Genomic DNA, 18,498 nt, shown 5'->3' with positions numbered 1-18,498 from the left:
AGGGGAGGAGACCATGCCTTACGATCACAAGCCCTTCGCCTATGTCGCACCCCCGGGCCTGACCGGCCCGGAACCGCGGCATCCGGTGGTGATTGTCGGGGCGGGGCCGGTCGGCCTTGCCGCGGCACTGGAACTGGCCCGCCACGGCACGGCCTCGGTGGTGCTCGATGACAATAATGTCGTCTCCGTGGGGTCGCGGGCCATTTGCTGGGCGAAACGCTCGCTCGAGATCCTCGACCGTCTGGGCGTCGGCGCGGCCTGCGTGGAGAAGGGCGTCACTTGGAAGGTGGGGCGCACCTTTCACCGCGCGGCCGAGGTGTTCAATTTTGATCTGCAGCCGGAGCCGGGCCACAAGATGCCCGCCTTCGTCAATCTGCAGCAATATTATGTTGAGGAATATCTGGCGGCGGCGGCAGAGGCCAACCCGCTGATCGATCTGCGGTTCAAGAACCGGGTCACGGGGGTGTCGCAGACCGATGCGGGTGCAGAGGTCTCGGTGGAAACCCCGGACGGAACCTATCTGCTGCAGGCCGACTACATTCTGGCTTGCGACGGTGCCCGCTCGCCCCTGCGGCAGATGCTGGGGCTGGAATTTGAGGGGGAGCTGTTTGAAGAACGCTTTCTGATCGCCGACATCGAAATGCAGGCTGAGATGCCGTCAGAGCGCTGGTTCTGGTTTGAGCCCGAGTTTCACAGCGGGCAATCGGCGCTGTTGCACAAGCAACCCGACAACATCTACCGCATTGATCTGCAACTGGGTTGGGACAGCGATCCCGAGGTGGAAAAGCGGCCCGAGCGGATCATTCCGCGCATCGAAAAGGTCGTGGGGCACCGCAATTTCACCCTCGACTGGACCTCGATCTACACGTTCCAGTGCCGCAGGCTGAAGAATTTCGTGCAAGGCCGGGTGATCTTTGTCGGTGACAGCGCGCATGTCGTCTCGCCCTTCGGGGCGCGCGGCGGCAATGGCGGGTTGCAGGATGTGGATGCTTTGGGCTGGCGGCTGGCGGCCGTGGTGCAGGGCCGTGCGCCCGCCGCATTGCTCAGCCGGTATGATGCAGAGCGGACCTATGGTTCGGATGAGAACATCCTGAATTCCGCGCGCTCGACCCGCTTCATGTCACCGGCAGAGGGGGCAGAGCGGTGGTTCCGCGATGCGGTTCTGGCGCTTGCCAATCGGGTGGATTTTGCGCGCCCTATGGTGAATTCGGGGCGTCTGTCGGTGCCCTGCGTCTATCCGCTGCCCGCGGCGCCGGATGCGGAGGACTTGCCGCCCCTGGCGCGTCCGGGGGCCGTGGCACCCGATGCGCCGCTTGGCAATGACTGGCTGCTGAGCGCGCTTGGCGGTGAGATGGTGCTGCTTGCGCTGGGTCAGGCAGCGCCGGAGGGCACCGGCCTGCGGGTTTTGGCGCCCGATCTGACGCCCGAAATCCGCGCCCGCTATCTGGGGGAGGCCGAACGCGCGCTCTACCTCGTGCGCCCCGATCAGGTGATTGCCGCGCGCTGGGAGCGGGCAGAGGCGGCAGCGGTCACCGCCGAGGTCACCGCCATTTGGGAGGGCCGGGCATGAGCCTGATCACCGCAAAGAACATCACCGATTCTGACGCCGCCTATGCCGCACTGATCGCCGCCCATAAGGGCCTGACGCCGGATCAGAGCCAGGCACTGAATGCCCGGCTGATCCTTATCCTGATGAATCATATCGGCGAAATGACGGTTATTGAGCAGGCATTGGCGCTGGCCGCCCGTTGCGCGGAAACGTCTTGACAGGCAAAGCATCTATTTAACATGTTAATAAAGCGGGTACGCCCCGCGGCACGCAACCCGGAGGGAGACCGGTGCGTAGACTCTGGAGGGAGGATAGGATGAAACAACTGAAAGCGACCCTGATCGGCGGGCTGTTCGCGCTGGCCAGCGGGCTTCCGGCCTTTGCGGAAGAGCTGGTGCTGTCGAGCTGGCTGCCGCCCCGGCACCCGATCGTGGAAAATGCCTTCAAGCCCTGGGCCGAAGAGGTGGCGAAGGCCACCGACGGACGGGTGACGGTCCGGGTTCTGGCCAAGCCTTTGGGCAGCCCGCCCGCGCATTTCGACATGGCGCGCGACGATATTGCCGACATCACCTATGGCCTGCATTCCTTCACCGAAGACGACCGCTTCAAGCGCGCCCGGATCGGCCAGTTCAGCTTTCTGGGCGATGATGCGGTGACCAATTCCGAGGCCTTCTGGACGGTCTACACCGAACAGCTGGGCGCCGCCGAGGAACATGCAGGCACGCATCTTCTGGGCCTGTTCATGCACGGCCCCGGCATGCTGCACAACAACCAGCGCCCGATCAAAGATCTGAAAGACCTCGAGGGTCTCAAGATCCGGGTGCCGGGGGGCTATGTGGCTGATCTGCTGAAAGGTTTCGGGGTCGAGCCCTTGTTCATGGCCTCGGGCGAGGTCTATGAAAAACTCTCGCGCGGGGTCGTCGATGGGGTGGCCTTTCCCTATGATGCCATCGCCTCGTTCAAGCTTGCGGATTACCTGAAATACACCACCAAACTGCCGGGCGGCATCTACAACACCACCTGGTTCTTTGTGATCAATCAGGCGAAATGGGATGCGATCTCGCCCGAGGATCAGGCGGCCATCACCGCCCTCTCCGGGCTGTCCTTCGCCAAACGTGTGGGCGAGGCCTGGACCAAAGCCGATGAGATCGGCGTGGCAGCCGCCGAGGGCAAGATGGAGGTAGACCCGGCCAGCGACGAAGTGGTCGCGGCCATCCGTACCCGGGCGGCAGAGCTTGAAGGCGCATGGGCCGACAGTCTGGGAGAGGGCTATGACGGGCGCGCCGCCTTGGCCAGCTTCCGCCAGATGACGGGTGTCGCGCAATGATCTATCGGGCGCGTTTCGCGCTCGAACTGGTCGCAGCGGTTTTGGTGACGGGGCTTGTCCTCGTCACCTGCACCGATGTCATCGGGCGCTATCTGTTCAACAGCCCGCTGAGCGGTGCCTTTGAGGTGACGCAGGTTTTGTTGGGCGCGCTGGTATTTGTCGCTCTGCCGCTGACCACGGCGGCGGGCGGCCATGTTGAGGTTGACCTCCTGGTGCCGCTGCTGCCCGAGCGCGTTTCTCGGACGCTGGGGCGGTTGGGCGGTGCGGTGGCAGGGGTAGTGCTTCTCTATTTCGCTTTTCGTCTGGTCATCCTGACCGAGGATCAATTCGCGGCGGGCACCCGCACCGCGGGCCTTGGCCTGCCACTCTGGGGGCTCGGTGTGCTTGGCATTGCAAGCTGTCTGGTGTCGGCGGTGATCGCCGTGGTTCGGAGACCGACATGACCATTTCACTGATCGGCTTTGCCGTCTTGCTGGTGATGGTGTTCCTGCGGGTGCCGATTGCCTTTGCCATGGCGCTGGTGGGCGGCGCGGGCTTTGCGGCCTTGCGCGGCGTTGATGCCGCCGGGGCGATGGTCGGCAATGCGGTGTTCGAGACCGGGATGAGTTATTCCCTCTCGGTCGTGCCGCTGTTCATCTTCATGGGCAATATTCTGGCCGGATCCGGCATCGCGCAGGGGCTGTTCACCGGGGCGGACCGGATCTTTGGCCGCATGCGCGGCGGCCTCGCGATGGCGACGATCCTGAGCTGTGGCGGGTTCTCGGCGGTCTGCGGCTCGTCACTGGCGACGGCGGCAACGATGTCCAAGGTGGCGATGCCCTCGATGCGGCGTTTTGGCTATCATGACAGTCTGGCCACCGGCGCGATTGCCGCGGGCGGCACGCTGGGGATTCTGATCCCGCCCTCAGTGGTGATGATCATCTTTGGTCTCCTGACCGAAAGCGACATTGGCAAGCTGTTCATCGCAGGCATCATTCCCGGGGTGCTGGGGATCGTGCTCTATCTGGTGGCGGTGGTGGTGGCGGTGCGGGTCAATCCGTCACTGGCGCCCGAAGTCACCGCGCCGCTGCCGATCTCGCGCAGGGATCTGATCGGGGTGCTGGCGACGGCGGCGCTGTTCACCTTTATCATGGCCGGGATTTACGGCGGTTTCTTCACCCCGATCGAGGCCGCAGGCATGGGCGCGGCGGCGGCCGTGGTGATCGCCCTCGTGGTCGGCGGGCTGAGCCGTTCTGCGCTCTGGCAGGCTTTGCGAGATTCAGCGATTTCCTCGGCGATGATCTTTGCGATCATCATCGGCGCGGAAATCTTTGGCAATTTCGTTACCTTCGCCGGGCTGCCCGATGAACTCGGTGACCTCGTCTATCATCTGGGGCTGGGGCCCTGGACGGTGATGGTGATCATCGTGGTGATCTATCTCTTGCTTGGCACGGTGCTGGAAAGCCTGTCGATGATCCTGCTGACGGTGCCGGTCTTTTATCCGCTGATCTATCAGCTCGATTTCGGCACTGGTCTCTTGGCCGATCCCGATACCGCGCTGATCTGGTTCGCGGTGATCGTGGTGGTGGCGACCGAGATTTCGCTGATCACCCCGCCGGTGGGGATGAATGTCTTCGTGCTGCGCTCGGTGCTGCCCGATGTGCCGCTGAGCACGATGTTCCGCGGGATCCTGTGGTTCTGGGTCGCCGATATCGTGCGGATCACCCTGATCGTGGCTTTCCCGATCATCTCACTGTGGATGCTGCAATAGGGGCGTGACATGGGGCGGGGGCTGCGGCCCCCGTTTCGCCAAAACTGCGCCGCCGAGGCGTCAGCCCTGCGCCGCGACACGGGCGCAAGCGGTCCGCAGCGCCTCCAGCCCACGCTCCAGTGCCGCGCGATCCGCCTCCGCCAATTCCGCGAGCACGCGGTCGGCGCGCGCCCGCACCTGCGCAAAAGCCTGTGCAAAAATCTCGCGCCCCGCGTCGGTCATCGCATAGCGCCGCAGCCGCCGGTCTTCGCCCGCCACCATCCGCGAGATCATGCCCTTGTCTTCCAGCCGCTGCGCCGCCCGGCTGATCTGCACCTTGTCGAGCGAGGAGCGCCGCGCGAGATCGAGCGAGGTGATCTCGCCCGCGCCGTCGATCAGGAACAAAAGCCGCCATTCCTCCCGCGTGAGGCCAAAGGCGCGGCCATAGACCTCAACCAATTGACGCGAAAAGGCTTCGGCGGTGATGGCAAGCTGATAGGGGAAAAAGGATTCAAGCTGCATCGGGCGCTCCGTTTTCCGTAACTTGGCCGAATTTCGTTGCGAGAGCAACGAAATCGATCAATCCTCGGACAAAGCCGCAAGCAGCGCTTCAATCTCATCCAGCAGATGCGCGATGCGCTCGCGCCCGATGCGGCCCTCGATCTCGGCGTAAATTGCAGCACTTTCCGGCGAGACTTGCTGCAAGAAGGCCTGACCCGCGGCGGTCAGTGCAATCAGGGCGCGACGCCCGTCGTCGGGGTCTTTGCTCAGGGCGATGAAACCACGGCTTTCAAGGCTGCGCAGCATCCGCGTCAGCGAGGGCGGCAGAACGCAGGCCGCCTGTGCCAGTTGGCTCGCGTCGCTGCCGCCGGTTTCTTGCAAGACGCGCATGACGCGCCATTGCTGCTCGGTCACATCATGCGCGCTCAGCATCGGGCGAAAGCGTTCCATCACCGCCTCGCGGGCCCGCAACAGCGCAATCGGCAGCGTGCGCCGTGTCTCGGCCAGTTCCATCCTGTCGCGCTGTTCCGGCTGATCCATTGTGCACCCCTTCCGACAATTACTTCACATGTTCGAAATCGGCTTGCTTGACAAGCGAGGATAAACTTAACATGTTAAATGAAAGGGCCCAGGAGGAGAATCGTGCCGCATCTCACCATCGAATATTCGCCCGGCCTTGCTGCGCGGGCCGATGTTGCGGCGCTGTGCCGCGCGGCCTCTGCGGCCATGGTAGCGGCGGGGATATTCCCGCTGGCAGGCATCCGGGTGCGCGCCCATTGCGCAGATCACGTCGTGCTGGCCGATGGGCTGCCCGGGAATGATTTCGCGGCGCTGACGCTGGCGGTGGGCGCGGGGCGCAGCCCCGAGGCGCTGCGCGCGGCGGGCGATGCGATCTTTGCCGCCGCGCAGCGCGCGCTCGCCGGGCCGCTGGCCACGCAGTATTTCGCCCTTTCGCTCGAAATCAGGGTCATCGACCCGGGTCTGAGCTGGAAGGACACTCCCATTCACGCCCGCCTGCCGGGACAAAGCTGAGGACCCAAGATGAGCGTTCTGACCGACAATATCGCCCGCGCCGAGGCCTATTTGGCGCGTTTCGCCGCCGGGGGCGTGCTGAACCACATCGGTGGCCGCAGTCAGCCTGCCCTCTCGGGCGAGACTTTCACGACGATCTCGCCGGTTGACCTGAAGCCCTTGGCGCAGGTGGCGCGGGGGGGCGCGGCCGATGTCGATGCCGCCGTGGCGGCGGCGACCGAGGCGTTCAAAACCTGGGGCAAAATGCCGGGGTCTGAGCGGCGCAAGATCCTGATCAGGGTCGCTGAGGGGATTGAGGCCCGCGCCGATGAGATCGCCTTGACCGAATGCATGGACACTGGTCAGGCCCTGCGCTTCATGTCCAAGGCGGCGCTGCGGGGAGCGGCAAACTTCCGCTACTTTGCCGATAAAGCGCCGCAGGCCGAGGATGGGCAAAGCCTGCGCACCGCCGATCAGCTGAACGTCACCTCACGCCGCCCGATCGGCCCGGTGGGGGTGATCACGCCCTGGAACACGCCCTTCATGCTCTCGACCTGGAAGATCGCCCCGGCGCTCGCCTCGGGCTGCACCGTGGTGCACAAGCCCGCCGAATTCTCGCCGATGACCGCCAAACTGCTGGTAGAGATCGCCGAAGAGGCCGGGCTGCCGCAAGGTGTGCTGAACCTGGTGAACGGCTTTGGCGAAGAGGCGGGCAAGGCCTTGACCGAGCATCCCGGCATCAAGGCCATCGCCTTTGTCGGCGAAAGCCGCACCGGCAGCATGATCATGGCGCAGGGGGCGAAAACCCTCAAACGGGTGCATTTCGAACTCGGCGGCAAAAATCCGGTGATCGTGTTCGAGGATGCAGATCTGGACCGGGCGGTCGATGCGGCGACCTTCATGATCTATTCGCTGAACGGCGAGCGCTGCACCTCATCCTCGCGGCTGTTGGTGCAGGAGACGATCTATGAGGCCTTCACCGCCCGGGTGGCCGAGGTGGCGGAGCGGATCAAGGTGGGCCATCCGCTCGACCTCGAAACCGTGGTCGGCCCGCTGATCCACCCCGAGCATGAGCGCAAAGTGATCTCGTATTTCGACAAAGCCCGCAGAGAGGGCGCGACCATCGCTGCGGGCGGCGTCAAGATGGGCGAGACGGGATGTTTCGTGCGCCCGACGCTTTTCACCAACGCAACCAATGACATGGCCGTGGCGCAGGAGGAAATCTTTGGCCCCGTACTGACCGCGATCCCCTTTCAGGACGAGGCGGCGGCGCTGGCACTGGCCAATGACGTGCAATATGGCCTTGCCGCCTATCTCTGGACCAATGATCTGAATTGCGCGATGCGGATGACCGATGCGCTGGAGGCGGGCATGATCTGGGTGAACTCCGAAAACGTGCGCCACCTGCCGACCCCGTTTGGCGGCGTCAAATCCTCGGGTATCGGGCGCGACGGCGGCGATTGGTCGTTTGATTTCTACATGGAGACGGTGAACGTCTGCCTGCCGCGGCGTCTCCACCACATTCCGAAACTCGGCGGCTGAGCCCGCAGTCCACCGATCCGGGCGGCTTGGGAGAGCCGCCCCCCGCAGCTTCTTTCAGGGAGAGAGACCATGCCGATACCGGCGCCGACCCTTTATCCGCCCTTCAACATCATCCGTCTCAGCCATGCCGTTTTCGGCGTCCGGGATCTGGCCGCCAGCCGTGCCTTTTACGTCAACACGCTGGGGCTGCAGGTCACCGATGAGGATGACAGGCACATCTTCCTGCGGGCGATGGAAGAGCGCGGGCACCATTCGCTGGTGCTGGTGAAATCCGACGAGAGCAACATCCGCGCGCTCTGCTTCAAGGTCTATGACGAGGGCGAACTGGACAAGGCCGAGGCCTGGTTCAAGGCGCAAGGTCACAGGACCGATTGGGTCGAGCGTCCCTATCAGGGCCGCACCCTGCGCACGCATGACTGCTTTGGCATGCCGATTGAGCTCTATTTCCAAATGGACCGCCTGCCGCCGATCCATCAGCACTACGCGCTCTACCACGGGGTGAAACCGCTGCGGATCGACCATTTCAACTGCTTTGCCACCGATGTGGACAAAGCGGTCGCCTTTTACGGTCAGATGGGCTTCCGCGTTACCGAATACACCGAGGATGAGGAGAGCGGGAAACTCTGGGCCGCCTGGACGCACCGCAAGGGCGGCGTGCATGACATCGCCTTCACCAGCGGCACCGGCCCGCGTCTGCACCACACGGCATTCTGGGTGCCGACACCGCTCAACATCATCGACCTCTGCGATCTGATGGCCACCACCGGCTATGTCGGCAATATTGAGCGCGGCCCGGGACGGCACGGGATTTCCAATGCCTTTTTCCTTTATGTGCTGGACCCCGACGGGCACCGGATTGAGATTTATTGCTCGGATTATCAGACGGTTGACCCCGATCTTGAGCCGATCAAATGGGATCTGAAGGATCCGCAGCGCCAAACCCTCTGGGGCGCGCCCGCGCCGCGTTCGTGGTTCGAACATGGCTCCACCTTCCAGAACATCATGCCGGATGCGGCCGTGCTCACAGCCTCGCCGATCATCGCCCCGTGAGGCGGCATCCCGCCGCGCCACCCGGACGCTGTGCGCGCCCGGGGCGGCGCAACGGCGGGGCGGGCCTGTCGGCACATTCACATCACTCTGCTTCGGCGGAACCGCGCAAGGAGCGCCATCATGAAACCCATTCCTGCCCGCATCGCTGCCTTTCGCGCCAAGGGGGCCGCGCGTTTTGGCGTTGTCACCGAGGCGGGTATCATTGACCTGACGCCGGATTACGGCAGCCGCTTCGCAGGCCTGAAAGAGGTGATCGAGGCGGGCGCGCTTGAGGAGGTGATCGCCGCCGCTGAAGGGCGCGCGCCCGCCTTTGCCGAGGCAGAGGTAGAATTCCTGATCCCGATTGCCGATCCCGAAAAGCTGATCTGCATCGGGGTGAATTTTCCTGACCGCAACGCGGAATACAAGGACGGGCAGGCGGCCCCGGGGCGTCCCTCGATCTTCATCCGCTTTGCGCGCAGCTTTACCGGGCACCGTCAGGCCCTGATCCGGCCGCCCGAAAGCCCGCAGCTGGATTATGAGGGCGAAGTGGTGATCGTGATCGGTAAGGCCGGACGCCGCATCGCCCGCGAAGACGCCTATGACCATATCGCCGCGCTGACCCTGTGCAATGAGGGCACGATCCGCGACTGGGTGCGCCATGCGAAATTCAACGTGACGCAGGGCAAGAACTGGGATGGCTCGGGGTCCATCGGGCCTTGGCTGGTGCCGTTCCGCACCGCCGATCAGCTTGACGACATCGCCCTGATCACACGGGTCAATGGCGAGATCCGCCAGCAGGACCGCACCTCCCGAATGATCTATGATTTCCGCTATATCGTGAGTTACGTCTCGACCTTCACCACATTGGTGCCGGGCGACATGATCGTCTGCGGCACCCCCACGGGGGCGGGGGCGCGGTTCGACCCGCCCGTCTGGCTCAAGCCCGGCGATGTGATCGAGGTGGAGGCCGAGGGGATCGGCTGTCTGTCGAACGGGGTGGAGGATGAGCGATGCTGAGTGCCGCTGAGATCAATCAGGCGGCCGCGGATTTGCTCATGGCCGAGGAAAGCCGGACGCAGATTGGCCTGTTGAGCCTGCGGCATCCAGCCATCACGCTGGACGATGCCTATGCGATCCAGTCGGCGCAGATGGCGCGAAAGCTGGCCGCCGGACGGCGGGTGATCGGCTGGAAGATCGGCCTGACCTCCAGGGTGATGCAGGAGGCGCTTGGCATCGAGACGCCCGACAGCGGCGTAATCTATGATGACATGGATTTTGCCGATGGCGCCACCGTGCCCGCGCGCCGCTTTATTCAGCCGCGGATCGAGACCGAGATTGCCTTTGTGATGAAGGCGCCGCTGTCTGGCGATATCACCCGCGCGGATGTGCTGGCCGCGACCGAATGCGTCGCTCCGGCGATCGAGATCCTTGATACGCGCATTCTGCGCACAGATCCGCTGACGCAACAGCCCCGCCGCATCTCTGACACCGTCGCGGACAATGCCGCGAATGGCGGCATCGTGCTGGGGCGGCAGCGGCATGCGCCAGAGGCCTTTGATCTGCGCTGGGTCGGTGCGATTGTGCGCAAGAATGATGAGGTGGTGGCAACGGGGCTGGGGGCGGCCGTGCTCGATGATCCGGTGATGGGCATTGTCTGGCTCGGTCGGCGGATGAGCCAGTACGGCCAGCGCATCGAGGCCGGGCAGGTGGTGCTCTCAGGCTCGTTCATCGCGCCCGTCGAGTGCCCGCCGGGCACGGTGATTGCCGCCGATTTCGGCGCCTTTGGCCATGTGTCGGTTGCCTTTGAGGGAGGAGCCGCCGATGCCCGCACCGCATAACCGTTTCAAGGCGCGGCTGAAGGCGGGCGACACGCAGATCGGCCTTTGGGTCGGGCTGGGCGATGCCTCGGCGGCCGAACTCGCGGCGCAGACCGGGTTTGACTGGCTGGTGATCGACGGCGAGCACGGGCCGAATGGATTGCGCGACATTCTCGGGCAATTGCGCGCGGTGGGGGATAAAACCTCTGCCGTGGTGCGGGTGCGCGACGACAACCGTGCCGGGATCAAGCAGATGCTCGATATTGGCGCGCAAACCATATTGGTGCCGATGATCGAAACCGTGGAACAAGCGCGCGAGGCCGTCCGCTCAATGCTCTATGCGCCGGAGGGGGTGCGGGGCGTGGGGGCGGCGCTGGCACGCGCCTCGGGATATGGCGCGGTGAGCGATTATCTGGCCAGTGCGAATGATGAGGTTTGTCTGCTGCTGCAGGTGGAAAGCCGGGCAGGGATTGCCGCGCTCGACGCTATTTTGGCGGTTGAGGGGGTGGATGGGGTGTTTATTGGCCCCGCCGATCTCGCAGCAGATATGGGGCACCGGGGGGCACCCGGCGCGCCCGAGGTGCAGGCGGTTGTCACCGCCGCGCTGGCGCGCATCCGCGCCGCGGGCCGTGCGGCGGGCATTCTCACCTCGGAAAGGGCATTGGCGCAGAGCTATGCGGCCAGCGGCGTTGCCTTTCTGGCCGTCGGCTCGGATGTGGGGGTGCTGAACGCGGGCCTGCGGGCCTTGCGGCAGGCATTCTGAACCGGCGCAGGGCGCAGGCCCCCCATGGCATCGTCTGATCTGCGCGATCTGGTCGCGGAAATCAGCCTTTGGGGGGAGCAGGCTGAGCCGTGCCGCCGCCGCCAGCATGGCTTTGCCCTCACCGACCGCCGTGCCTCCGGTCTGCGCCGGGCTTTCGGCTTATCGCAGCACCACCCCGCCGCGGTCCTTCAATGTCTTGAGCACGATTTCGGAGCGCACCTGCGCCACCTGCGGATGTGGCAGCAGGTGATGATGCATAAAATCGGCGAAGGCCCCCAGATCAGCCACACGGATATCAAGAACGTAATCCGCATCCCCCGAGACCGAAAAAGCCGCGTTGATCTGCGGTTGAGCGGCCACAAAGCGGGCAAAGTCATCCTCGGTGCCCTGTCCGTGGCTGCGCAGATTGACCCGCGTCACCGCCCGCATCGCAAAGCCCAAAAGTGCCGCATTCAGCCGCGCACCATAGCCCTCGATATAGCCCGATTGCTCCAGCGTATTGCGCCGCCGTGAGATCTGCGAGGCCGACAGATTGACGATCTCGGCAAGGGCCGCATTGGTCATTGCCCCATCGGCCTGCAATGCGGATAGAATCGCAATGTCAAAGCTGTCTATGCTCATTCTTCGCATCCGGGGTTCGAGTGATGCACGAAATGTGCAGATACCGGGATCCTGAATACCTCTTTTACGCACCTTTTGCACGGGAAATATGGGATTCTGATGGCAAGCCAACATCAGGAGGAAACACCATGGGACCCTTTCCGCATTCCGCGCCGAAAGCCACGATCAGCGCCACGAACCCGGCCGGCACGGATGGGTTTGAATTCGTCGAATTTGCGCATCCGGAACCCGCCACGCTGGATATGATCTTTCGGCAGATGGGTTTCGTGCCGGTGGCGAAACACCAAAGCAAGGCGATCACCCTCTACCGTCAGGGGGACATCAACTACCTGCTGAACGCCGAGCCGGACAGCCATGCTGCGCGTTTCGTGGCCGATCACGGCCCCTGCGCGCCCGCGATGGCCTGGCGGGTGGTCGATGCGCAGCACGCATTGCGCCGCGCGGTCGAGCTGGGCGCGACCGAATATACCGGGCCGGGCAAATCGCTCGATGTGCCCGCGGTGATCGGGATCGGCGGCTCGCTGCTCTATTTCGTCGAAACCTATGGCGGCGAGCACAGCTGCTATTCCGGCGAATTTGACTGGCTGGGCGAGGTTAACCCCAAGCCCGAGGGCTTTGGCTTTTACTACCTTGATCACCTGACCCACAACGTCATCCGCGGCAATATGGACACCTGGTACCGGTTCTATGCCGATACGTTCAACTTCCGCGAGATCCGGTATTTTGACATCAAGGGCAAGCATACCGGGCTGACCTCGCGCGCGCTGACCTCGCCGGATGGCAAGATCCGCATCCCGATCAACGAAAGCGCTGACGAGAACAGCCAGATCGAAGAATATCTCAAGGAATACAAGGGTGAGGGCATCCAGCACATCGCCGTTGCCACCGAGGATATCTATGGCAGCACCGACCGGATTGCCGAGGCCGGAATGGCCTTCATGCCCGCGCCGCCCGACACCTATTATGAGATGTCGCACCGCCGGGTGACCGGGCATCAGGAGCCGCTGGACCGCCTGCGCAAACGCGGGATCCTGATCGACGGCGAAGGCGTGGTGGGTGGCGGCCAGACGCGGGTTCTGTTGCAGATTTTCTCGAAAACCGTGATCGGCCCGATCTTCTTTGAATTCATCCAGCGCAAGGGCGATGACGGCTTCGGCGAAGGCAATTTCAAAGCTCTGTTCGAGTCGATCGAGGAGGATCAGATCCGCCGTGGCGTGCTGACCGCCGATGAACCGGCGGCCTGAAACCGCATCGGCCCCGTTGCCCCGGGGCTGGCTTCGGAGATCAAGATGAGCTGGACCGACTATGCCGCAGCGCCGCCTGCGGGAACCTTTGTGTGCTTCTCGCAAGAGGTGACGGGCGTGGTGACACGGACCGTGGAGACCGCCGCGGGCCGGTTTCCGCTGGTGCTCTTGCGCAGCGGGGCCGGACTGCGGGCCTATGTGAACGCCTGTCCACACCAATATCTGCCTCTGGACTACCGCAGCGGGCAGCTTTTGTCCGCGGATGGGGCAAAACTGATGTGCTCCGCGCATGGCGCGCAGTTTGACGCGGCAACCGGCGCCGCGATTGCCGGGGCGGATTGCGGGCTGGATGCCGTGCCACTGATCGAAGATGGGGACCGGATCCTGATCGGTCCCTGATGGTTGTGCTGCAGGGGGAGGCGGTTGGCCCCGCCCCGGGGCCCGGGCATGCGCCGACCACCCCGTCCTGAGGTGACCGATGGGGTGCGTTGTGCCGTGGGCAGGCCGCTGCCGCGCCTCGGATCACCGGGCGTTGCGGGGTTTGGCCGCCGCGCCGCCTTGCAGCCGCCTTGCAGCGGCCTTGTACGGGCCCGCCATCGTCCCTACGTTCGCTACAACCAAAGAACGGAGCCTTTTTCGCCATGGACCTGAACCCCGCCGCCTTCACCCTTTCGGTTTCGCTGCGAGAAGTTCTGCCCCATGCCCGCATTGGTTTCCCTGTCCCGGCTGTCCTGGTCCACACCTGACGGCACACCGCTTTTCACCGACCTTGATCTGACCTTTGGCCCTGAGCGCACCGGCATTGTCGGACGCAATGGCACCGGCAAGAGCACGCTGCTGCGCCTGATCGCGGGTGAGCTTGCCCCGGCCTCGGGGCAGGTGCAGGTGACGGGTCCTGTCGCGCGGATGCGACAGGACGCGCTGCCGCACCCCGATGAGACCATTGCCGATCTGTTTGGCGCCCGGTCACATCTCGCGCTGCTGCGGCGCGCGGAAGCGGGTGGCGCATCTGCGGCGGAACTGGCGGAGGCGGACTGGGCATTGCCCGTTAAGATCGAGAGGGCGCTGGAGCAATGCGGTCTCTCCGTCGGGCTGCAGACGCGGATGACAACGCTGTCCGGCGGCCAGCGCAGTCGTGCCGCGCTGGCGGCGCTGATGGTCGCGGCGCCGGATGTCTTGCTCCTGGACGAGCCGACCAACAACCTCGACCGGGCGGGCCGCCGCGCCGTGATCGATTTGATCCGGGGGTGGCAAAAGGGCGCAATCATCGTCAGCCACGACCGTGAGCTGTTGGAAGAAATGGATGCGATCCTGGAGCTGACACCGCAAGCTGTGACCCGCTATGGCGGCAATTACACGGCGTATCGCCACGCCAGAGAGCATGCATTGCAAGTGGCGGCGGGCGATCTGGCACAGGCGCAACAGGCCCGCCGCGAGGCGGATCGCCAGGCGCAACGCGCGACAGAGCGCAAGGCGCGCAAGGACAGCGCAGGGCACAGGGCACGGGCAAAGGGCGATCAGCCAAAGATCCTGATGGATGCCGCCAAAGGCCGTGCCGAGGCCTCGGGCGGCGCGGGTTTGCGCCTGCGCAAAGCGCGGCGCGCGGCGGCAGATGCGGCGGTCTGCGTCGCGCGGGCGAAAGTGGAGGTTTTGCAGTCCCTGCGGATGGAGATCCCGCCGACCGGCCTTCTGCCCGGCAAAAGCGTTCTGCGGCTGGATGGCGTGACCGGCGGTCATGATCCGCTCTGCCCGGTGATCCGGAATATGTCGCTGCAGCTGACCGGCGCGGAACGCGTGGTGATCGCCGGGCCGAACGGCAGCGGAAAGACCACGCTTCTCAATCTGGTGACGGGTCAGATTGCGCCCCATCGCGGTACGGTTGAGGTGGCGGTCGGCTTTGCCCTCCTCGATCAGCATCTGGGATGTCTTGCCCCGGCGCAGAGCCTGCAGGCGAATTTCAGGCGGCTGAACCCTGCGGCGGATGCGCATCTGGCGCATGCGACCTTGGCGCGATTTGGCTTTCGGGCGCAGGATGCGTTGCGCCCGGCGGGTGACCTCAGCGGGGGCGCGCGGGTGCGGGCCGGGCTGGCCTGCGTGCTGGGGGCGGTGCCGCCGCCCGCGCTGTTGCTTCTGGATGAGCCGACGAACCATCTGGATCTGGAGGGTATTGCCGCATTGGAGGCCGCGCTTGCCAGCTATGATGGGGCGCTGTTGGTGGTCAGCCATGATGCGCGGTTCCTCGCTGCGCTGGCAGCCGACAGAACAGTGCATCTGGGCCCTTGAGCGCACTGCCGGGGCAGCCCGGGGCCGCCGGTCAGACGGCGCATCGGCAGAGCCAGAATGCGCGCGGGTGCCCGCCCGCGCCGCGGGGGCCTTGTCCTTCGGCCTTCACGCAAGGGGCATCGGCCCGCCCGCCGCGCCGGACGGCAGGGAGAACGCGGGGCGGTTCGGCCCTTTCTCACGCCAGTAGCTGCGGGCAGGGGGGCCATATGCGCTTTCGGTGCCGCCGCGATCGGTCAGACCGGCGGCAAGGGTCGGGAATATGGCCAGCAGCTCCAGCATCGGGCCAAGTCCCAGAGACCCCAGCGCCATCGGACCCGGATAGAGGCTTTCGGTGGCGACGCCGTCAGCAAAGACGATTTCGTGGCGGTCACAGAGGAAGTGGATATAGGTCACGCTCTCGGCCTTTTGCGCCACATGGGCGATTTTGCTGCCCCATTGTGCCGCCAGATGTTTGGCGCGCAGCAGACGCCCGCCGATCAGAAATCCGTGCTGCGGTGACACCAGCATCCGCCGCGCATTTCCCAAAGCGCCCTTGCGGATCACCACCGGGCGCAGCTGCGGACAGGCCGCCAGATCTGCCGGGCTCAGCCTGCGGCAGCCGACCCAGCGGATGGGCTGATCGCCATGATCCAGGGTGCGCACCAACTGGCCGGGGCGCAGCAGCTCCACCGCCACCGGCCCGGTGGGGGTCTCGATCCTTGTGCCGGGGGTGAAGCAGGGAATGCCCGCGGCGTGGCGCTGCGGCGCCGTGGCCATCTGCGCGGGCGTCACACCATAGAGGGTGATGGTTTCGCCTTCGGGAAAGGCCAGCACGGCATTGCCAAAGCCGTCATCGCTGACGGTCACATCCCAGGCATTGACCGGGTTTCCCTGCAGATCACGCAGCGCGCTGACGTCCAGCTGATCATCATAGTGACCGTCGTGGTCCGTGTCCGTCACGCTGAAATCGCTGACGAAATCTGCACCACCCGCGCGATCAAACCGGAACACATCATTGCCGGCGCCGCCGGTCAGCGAGTCATTTCCCGCCCCGCCGGAGAGCGTGTCATTGCCCAACCCCCCCGCCAGCGTATCGTTGCCCGCCCCGCCCGAGAGCAGGTCATTGCCCGCCCCGGCGTCAACATTGTCATTGCCGCTGCCCCCCACGACGGTGTCATTGCCCGAGCCGAGGGTGATCCGCTCAATCTGACTGAAGCTGGCGCTGTTACTTCCGTCACTGATCGTCCCGGCCTCGGCGCCCGAAAAGGTGACCGTGGTGTTTGCGGTCATCGTGCTGGCATTGATCAGGTCGTTGTCGGTGCCGCCTTCACCGCCGACAATCGTGTCGGTGCCAAAGCCATCCGCGAGGCTGATCGTATCGGCATCATCGCCGCCAATCAGCAGATCGTTGCCCGCGCCGCCCGAGAGGTAATCGGCGCCGGTGCCGCCATCTATCGTGTCATTGCCCGCCTCGCCAAAGAGCGAGTCATTGCCGCTGCCGCCGAGAACGAGATCGTTGTTGCCCCCGGCATAGATGGTGTCATTCCCACCGCCCCCCGAAAGGGTATTGGCGCCCGCATCGCCGGTGAGGCTGTCGTTGTAGGCGGACCCAGTCAGGTTCTCAAAACCCGAGATCGTGTCGCCAGCGGCATCACCGCCGCTTGCCGCGCCGCTGGCGAGGTTGACCGAGACCCCGGCGCCCGAGGTCGCGTAGTCCAGCGTGTCCGTGCCGGTGTCGCCGGACAGGCTGTCCGCACCCGCGCCACCCGAGATGGTGTCATTGCCATCACCGCCAAAGATCGTGTCATTGCCGTCACCGCCGTCGAGAGAGTCATCGCCGCTCGGCGTGGTGACATTGGTGAGGACACTGAAATCGCTCAGGAAGATGTCATCCGACCCGCCGACATTGGTGAAGAAGGTCAGCGTGCCGGTGTCGGCCACCGATGTCGGCAGGTTGATGGTGATGTTGGTCGAGGGCCCGTTCCAGGCGTTGGTCTCGGCAATGCTGGACAGCGGACCGGTTGCGCCATTGGAATAGGTGATTGTGGCCAGCGTGCCATCGCCGTTCGGTGTGGAGATCGTGGCATAGGTGACGCCGTTGATCCGCACTTCGACGGTGGTGACGCCGGTGGTGGAGGCTGGCGTGGAATCGTTCCATGCCATCTTAAAGGCGATTTGCGCCGCGCCCTGTGTGCCGGGGCCGGTTTTCAGACCGGACAGCGTGGCCGTGTGTGTCAGGGTGCCGGAGGTGTTGTTGGCGTCAAAAATATAGCCGCCGCCACTGAAGATGCCGCCGCCGGTTGCGCTCCAGCCCGAATAGCCGCTCGTGAAATGGCCGTTGGTCAGCTGCTCGGTGGGCAGCGGGCCGCCGCCATTGATGACATCATTGCCCGCCCCGCCGCGGATGGTGTCATTGCCGCCCCCACCAATGATGGAATCCGCGCCACTGGTGCCCGTCAGAGAGTCATTGCCGGTTGTCCCATTGGTCGGCGCCATGACCATGTCCTCACGCAAGATGGCTGCGCGCGGACTATGCCGCGCCGCGTGCTAAAACGGCGTTAAGGACCTTTGAAAAATGGAGGTTTTATTGAGTGCTGCAGAGTTTCTGCGGCAGGGTTCCGGCGCATGAACGCCCGCCTCCATGCCGAAGCGCTGTGACGTCGATGCCGCGGGGTAACGGCGGAACGGAACCTCGACGGAAGGGGGGCAAGCGCGCGCTCTGAACACGCCCACCGCGCTGTCGGTCCGCGCGGCGCTTGGCCAAACGGATACGCCCGGCAGGCTACCGTTTCCGCAGATAGGCGAAAGAAACGAAGCCCTTCACCCCGCGGGCTTTTTCCAGCGAGACGCTGCACCAACGGGTTCCCCCGGTCGACTGACAGTCATGCACCCGCAGTGGGGTGCCGTTCGGCAGCCCGAGGATCACGATATAGCCAATCCCCGGCCCGGCGCGCATTTTGAGCATATCCTCGCCCTCGACGCCGAAAACTTCATACCGCCCGAGCGACCCGGCGGTGGCGGGCATGGTCCCGAAAAGCGGCCCCAGCAGGGCTGTGACCAACACAAAAAGAAGGGTTCTGCACATTTTTCTCTCCTGATC

The 18,498-nt window shown here is 64.6% G+C and carries 19 protein-coding genes; 14 read left to right on the top strand and 5 right to left on the bottom strand.

What is annotated here, in order from left to right; translation table 11 throughout:
* The first annotated feature begins 13 nt into the window (after positions 1–13).
* The 5 genes from ACEN2S_RS05010 to ACEN2S_RS04990 all read left to right on the top strand — a co-directional run bounded on the left by ACEN2S_RS05010 (position 14) and on the right by ACEN2S_RS04990 (position 4,626).
* Positions 14–1,570 carry an FAD-dependent monooxygenase gene (locus ACEN2S_RS05010; RefSeq protein ID WP_441863199.1) on the top strand — a complete coding sequence of 519 codons (1,557 nt, stop codon included), beginning with the start codon at positions 14–16 and terminating at the stop codon, positions 1,568–1,570.
* Complete coding sequence (locus tag ACEN2S_RS05005) at positions 1,567–1,767, top strand: DUF2783 domain-containing protein (RefSeq protein WP_441863196.1); 201 nt, start codon at positions 1,567–1,569, stop codon at positions 1,765–1,767. Before ACEN2S_RS05010 ends, ACEN2S_RS05005 begins: the two co-directional genes overlap by 4 nt.
* Positions 1,768–1,865: 98 nt before the next feature.
* Positions 1,866–2,876, top strand: coding sequence for a TRAP transporter substrate-binding protein (locus tag ACEN2S_RS05000; protein ID WP_441863194.1), 1,011 nt, complete (start codon positions 1,866–1,868; stop codon positions 2,874–2,876).
* Positions 2,873–3,319, top strand: a complete 447-nt coding sequence (locus tag ACEN2S_RS04995) for a TRAP transporter small permease (protein ID WP_441863191.1) — start codon at positions 2,873–2,875, stop codon at positions 3,317–3,319. The genes ACEN2S_RS05000 and ACEN2S_RS04995 overlap by 4 nt, the downstream gene beginning before the upstream one ends.
* Positions 3,316–4,626: a TRAP transporter large permease gene (locus ACEN2S_RS04990; RefSeq protein ID WP_441863188.1), complete on the top strand. Its 1,311-nt coding sequence runs from the start codon at positions 3,316–3,318 to the stop codon at positions 4,624–4,626. Before ACEN2S_RS04995 ends, ACEN2S_RS04990 begins: the two co-directional genes overlap by 4 nt.
* Before the next feature lie 60 nt (positions 4,627–4,686).
* Here ACEN2S_RS04990 and ACEN2S_RS04985 read toward each other — a convergent pair whose 3' ends face one another.
* Positions 4,687–5,127 carry a MarR family winged helix-turn-helix transcriptional regulator gene (locus ACEN2S_RS04985; RefSeq protein ID WP_441863186.1) on the bottom strand — a complete coding sequence of 147 codons (441 nt, stop codon included), beginning with the start codon at positions 5,125–5,127 and terminating at the stop codon, positions 4,687–4,689.
* 57 nt (positions 5,128–5,184) lie between these two features.
* Positions 5,185–5,646, bottom strand: a complete 462-nt coding sequence (hpaR, locus tag ACEN2S_RS04980; RefSeq protein ID WP_441863183.1) for a homoprotocatechuate degradation operon regulator HpaR — start codon at positions 5,644–5,646, stop codon at positions 5,185–5,187.
* A 102-nt stretch (positions 5,647–5,748) separates the two neighbouring features.
* Here hpaR and ACEN2S_RS04975 point away from each other — a divergent pair, with 102 nt between their 5' ends.
* The 6 genes from ACEN2S_RS04975 to ACEN2S_RS04950 all read left to right on the top strand — a co-directional run bounded on the left by ACEN2S_RS04975 (position 5,749) and on the right by ACEN2S_RS04950 (position 11,271).
* The gene (locus ACEN2S_RS04975; RefSeq protein ID WP_441863180.1) at positions 5,749–6,138 is read left to right on the top strand and encodes a 5-carboxymethyl-2-hydroxymuconate isomerase; all 390 of its coding nucleotides are present in this window, start codon (positions 5,749–5,751) and stop codon (positions 6,136–6,138) included.
* Positions 6,139–6,147: 9 nt separating this feature from the next.
* Positions 6,148–7,659, top strand: coding sequence for a 5-carboxymethyl-2-hydroxymuconate semialdehyde dehydrogenase (gene hpaE / locus ACEN2S_RS04970; protein ID WP_441863177.1), 1,512 nt, complete (start codon positions 6,148–6,150; stop codon positions 7,657–7,659).
* A 69-nt stretch (positions 7,660–7,728) separates the two neighbouring features.
* Positions 7,729–8,709 carry a 3,4-dihydroxyphenylacetate 2,3-dioxygenase gene (gene hpaD, locus ACEN2S_RS04965; protein ID WP_441863174.1) on the top strand — a complete coding sequence of 327 codons (981 nt, stop codon included), beginning with the start codon at positions 7,729–7,731 and terminating at the stop codon, positions 8,707–8,709.
* 120 nt (positions 8,710–8,829) lie between these two features.
* Positions 8,830–9,708 (top strand): fumarylacetoacetate hydrolase family protein, encoded by an 879-nt coding sequence (locus ACEN2S_RS04960; protein WP_441863171.1) that lies wholly within the window; start codon positions 8,830–8,832, stop codon positions 9,706–9,708.
* The gene (gene hpaH / locus ACEN2S_RS04955) at positions 9,702–10,529 is read left to right on the top strand and encodes a 2-oxo-hept-4-ene-1,7-dioate hydratase (RefSeq protein WP_441863169.1); all 828 of its coding nucleotides are present in this window, start codon (positions 9,702–9,704) and stop codon (positions 10,527–10,529) included. Before ACEN2S_RS04960 ends, hpaH begins: the two co-directional genes overlap by 7 nt.
* Positions 10,513–11,271: an aldolase/citrate lyase family protein gene (locus ACEN2S_RS04950; protein ID WP_441863166.1), complete on the top strand. Its 759-nt coding sequence runs from the start codon at positions 10,513–10,515 to the stop codon at positions 11,269–11,271. The genes hpaH and ACEN2S_RS04950 overlap by 17 nt, the downstream gene beginning before the upstream one ends.
* Before the next feature lie 159 nt (positions 11,272–11,430).
* Here ACEN2S_RS04950 and ACEN2S_RS04945 read toward each other — a convergent pair whose 3' ends face one another.
* A complete protein-coding gene (locus ACEN2S_RS04945; protein ID WP_441863163.1) occupies positions 11,431–11,892 on the bottom strand; it encodes an Lrp/AsnC family transcriptional regulator in 462 nt (153 codons plus the stop codon).
* Between the two features lie 128 nt (positions 11,893–12,020).
* On the opposite strand from ACEN2S_RS04945, the gene hppD reads away from it, so the two are divergent.
* The 3 genes from hppD (at position 12,021) to ACEN2S_RS04930 (ending at position 15,419) form a co-directional block, all read left to right on the top strand.
* Positions 12,021–13,136: a 4-hydroxyphenylpyruvate dioxygenase gene (hppD, locus tag ACEN2S_RS04940; RefSeq protein ID WP_441863160.1), complete on the top strand. Its 1,116-nt coding sequence runs from the start codon at positions 12,021–12,023 to the stop codon at positions 13,134–13,136.
* 45 nt (positions 13,137–13,181) lie between these two features.
* Positions 13,182–13,535: a Rieske 2Fe-2S domain-containing protein gene (locus tag ACEN2S_RS04935; RefSeq protein WP_441863158.1), complete on the top strand. Its 354-nt coding sequence runs from the start codon at positions 13,182–13,184 to the stop codon at positions 13,533–13,535.
* A 300-nt stretch (positions 13,536–13,835) separates the two neighbouring features.
* Complete coding sequence (locus ACEN2S_RS04930) at positions 13,836–15,419, top strand: ABC-F family ATP-binding cassette domain-containing protein (RefSeq protein WP_441863155.1); 1,584 nt, start codon at positions 13,836–13,838, stop codon at positions 15,417–15,419.
* A 105-nt stretch (positions 15,420–15,524) separates the two neighbouring features.
* On the opposite strand, the gene ACEN2S_RS04925 is transcribed toward ACEN2S_RS04930, so the two are convergent.
* Together ACEN2S_RS04925 and ACEN2S_RS04920 are read right to left on the bottom strand one after the other, a co-directional pair.
* Positions 15,525–17,894, bottom strand: a complete 2,370-nt coding sequence (locus tag ACEN2S_RS04925; RefSeq protein WP_441863154.1) for a Hint domain-containing protein — start codon at positions 17,892–17,894, stop codon at positions 15,525–15,527.
* A gap of 286 nt (positions 17,895–18,180) precedes the next feature.
* On the bottom strand, positions 18,181–18,483 hold the full coding sequence (locus tag ACEN2S_RS04920) for an SH3 domain-containing protein (protein WP_441863152.1): 303 nt from the start codon (positions 18,481–18,483) through the stop codon (positions 18,181–18,183).
* Positions 18,484–18,498: the final 15 nt, after the last annotated feature.

Source organism: Phaeovulum sp. W22_SRMD_FR3 (genome assembly GCF_052113705.1).
GTDB lineage: Bacteria > Pseudomonadota > Alphaproteobacteria > Rhodobacterales > Rhodobacteraceae > JBGQOG01.
The sequence above is the reverse complement of the archived record's forward strand: the minus strand, read 5'-3'. Positions and strand labels throughout refer to the sequence as shown.

Bases quoted from the DNA above. Each gene is read 5' to 3' on its own strand.
- ACEN2S_RS04950 (WP_441863166.1), top strand. From the start codon at position 10,513: ATGCCCGCACCGCATAACCGTTTCAAGGCGCGGCTGAAGGCGGGCGAC.
- ACEN2S_RS04960 (WP_441863171.1), top strand. From the start codon at position 8,830: ATGAAACCCATTCCTGCCCGCATCGCTGCCTTTCGCGCCAAGGGGGCC.
- ACEN2S_RS05010 (WP_441863199.1), top strand. From the start codon at position 14: ATGCCTTACGATCACAAGCCCTTCGCCTATGTCGCACCCCCGGGCCTG.
- hpaD (WP_441863174.1), top strand. From the start codon at position 7,729: ATGCCGATACCGGCGCCGACCCTTTATCCGCCCTTCAACATCATCCGT.
- ACEN2S_RS04925 (WP_441863154.1), bottom strand. From the start codon at position 17,894: ATGGCGCCGACCAATGGGACAACCGGCAATGACTCTCTGACGGGCACC.
- hpaE (WP_441863177.1), top strand. From the start codon at position 6,148: ATGAGCGTTCTGACCGACAATATCGCCCGCGCCGAGGCCTATTTGGCG.
- ACEN2S_RS04935 (WP_441863158.1), top strand. From the start codon at position 13,182: ATGAGCTGGACCGACTATGCCGCAGCGCCGCCTGCGGGAACCTTTGTG.
- ACEN2S_RS05000 (WP_441863194.1), top strand. From the start codon at position 1,866: ATGAAACAACTGAAAGCGACCCTGATCGGCGGGCTGTTCGCGCTGGCC.
- hppD (WP_441863160.1), top strand. From the start codon at position 12,021: ATGGGACCCTTTCCGCATTCCGCGCCGAAAGCCACGATCAGCGCCACG.
- ACEN2S_RS04985 (WP_441863186.1), bottom strand. From the start codon at position 5,127: ATGCAGCTTGAATCCTTTTTCCCCTATCAGCTTGCCATCACCGCCGAA.
- ACEN2S_RS04930 (WP_441863155.1), top strand. From the start codon at position 13,836: ATGCCCGCATTGGTTTCCCTGTCCCGGCTGTCCTGGTCCACACCTGAC.
- ACEN2S_RS05005 (WP_441863196.1), top strand. From the start codon at position 1,567: ATGAGCCTGATCACCGCAAAGAACATCACCGATTCTGACGCCGCCTAT.
- ACEN2S_RS04995 (WP_441863191.1), top strand. From the start codon at position 2,873: ATGATCTATCGGGCGCGTTTCGCGCTCGAACTGGTCGCAGCGGTTTTG.
- ACEN2S_RS04990 (WP_441863188.1), top strand. From the start codon at position 3,316: ATGACCATTTCACTGATCGGCTTTGCCGTCTTGCTGGTGATGGTGTTC.
- ACEN2S_RS04920 (WP_441863152.1), bottom strand. From the start codon at position 18,483: ATGTGCAGAACCCTTCTTTTTGTGTTGGTCACAGCCCTGCTGGGGCCG.
- hpaR (WP_441863183.1), bottom strand. From the start codon at position 5,646: ATGGATCAGCCGGAACAGCGCGACAGGATGGAACTGGCCGAGACACGG.
- ACEN2S_RS04945 (WP_441863163.1), bottom strand. From the start codon at position 11,892: ATGAGCATAGACAGCTTTGACATTGCGATTCTATCCGCATTGCAGGCC.
- hpaH (WP_441863169.1), top strand. From the start codon at position 9,702: ATGCTGAGTGCCGCTGAGATCAATCAGGCGGCCGCGGATTTGCTCATG.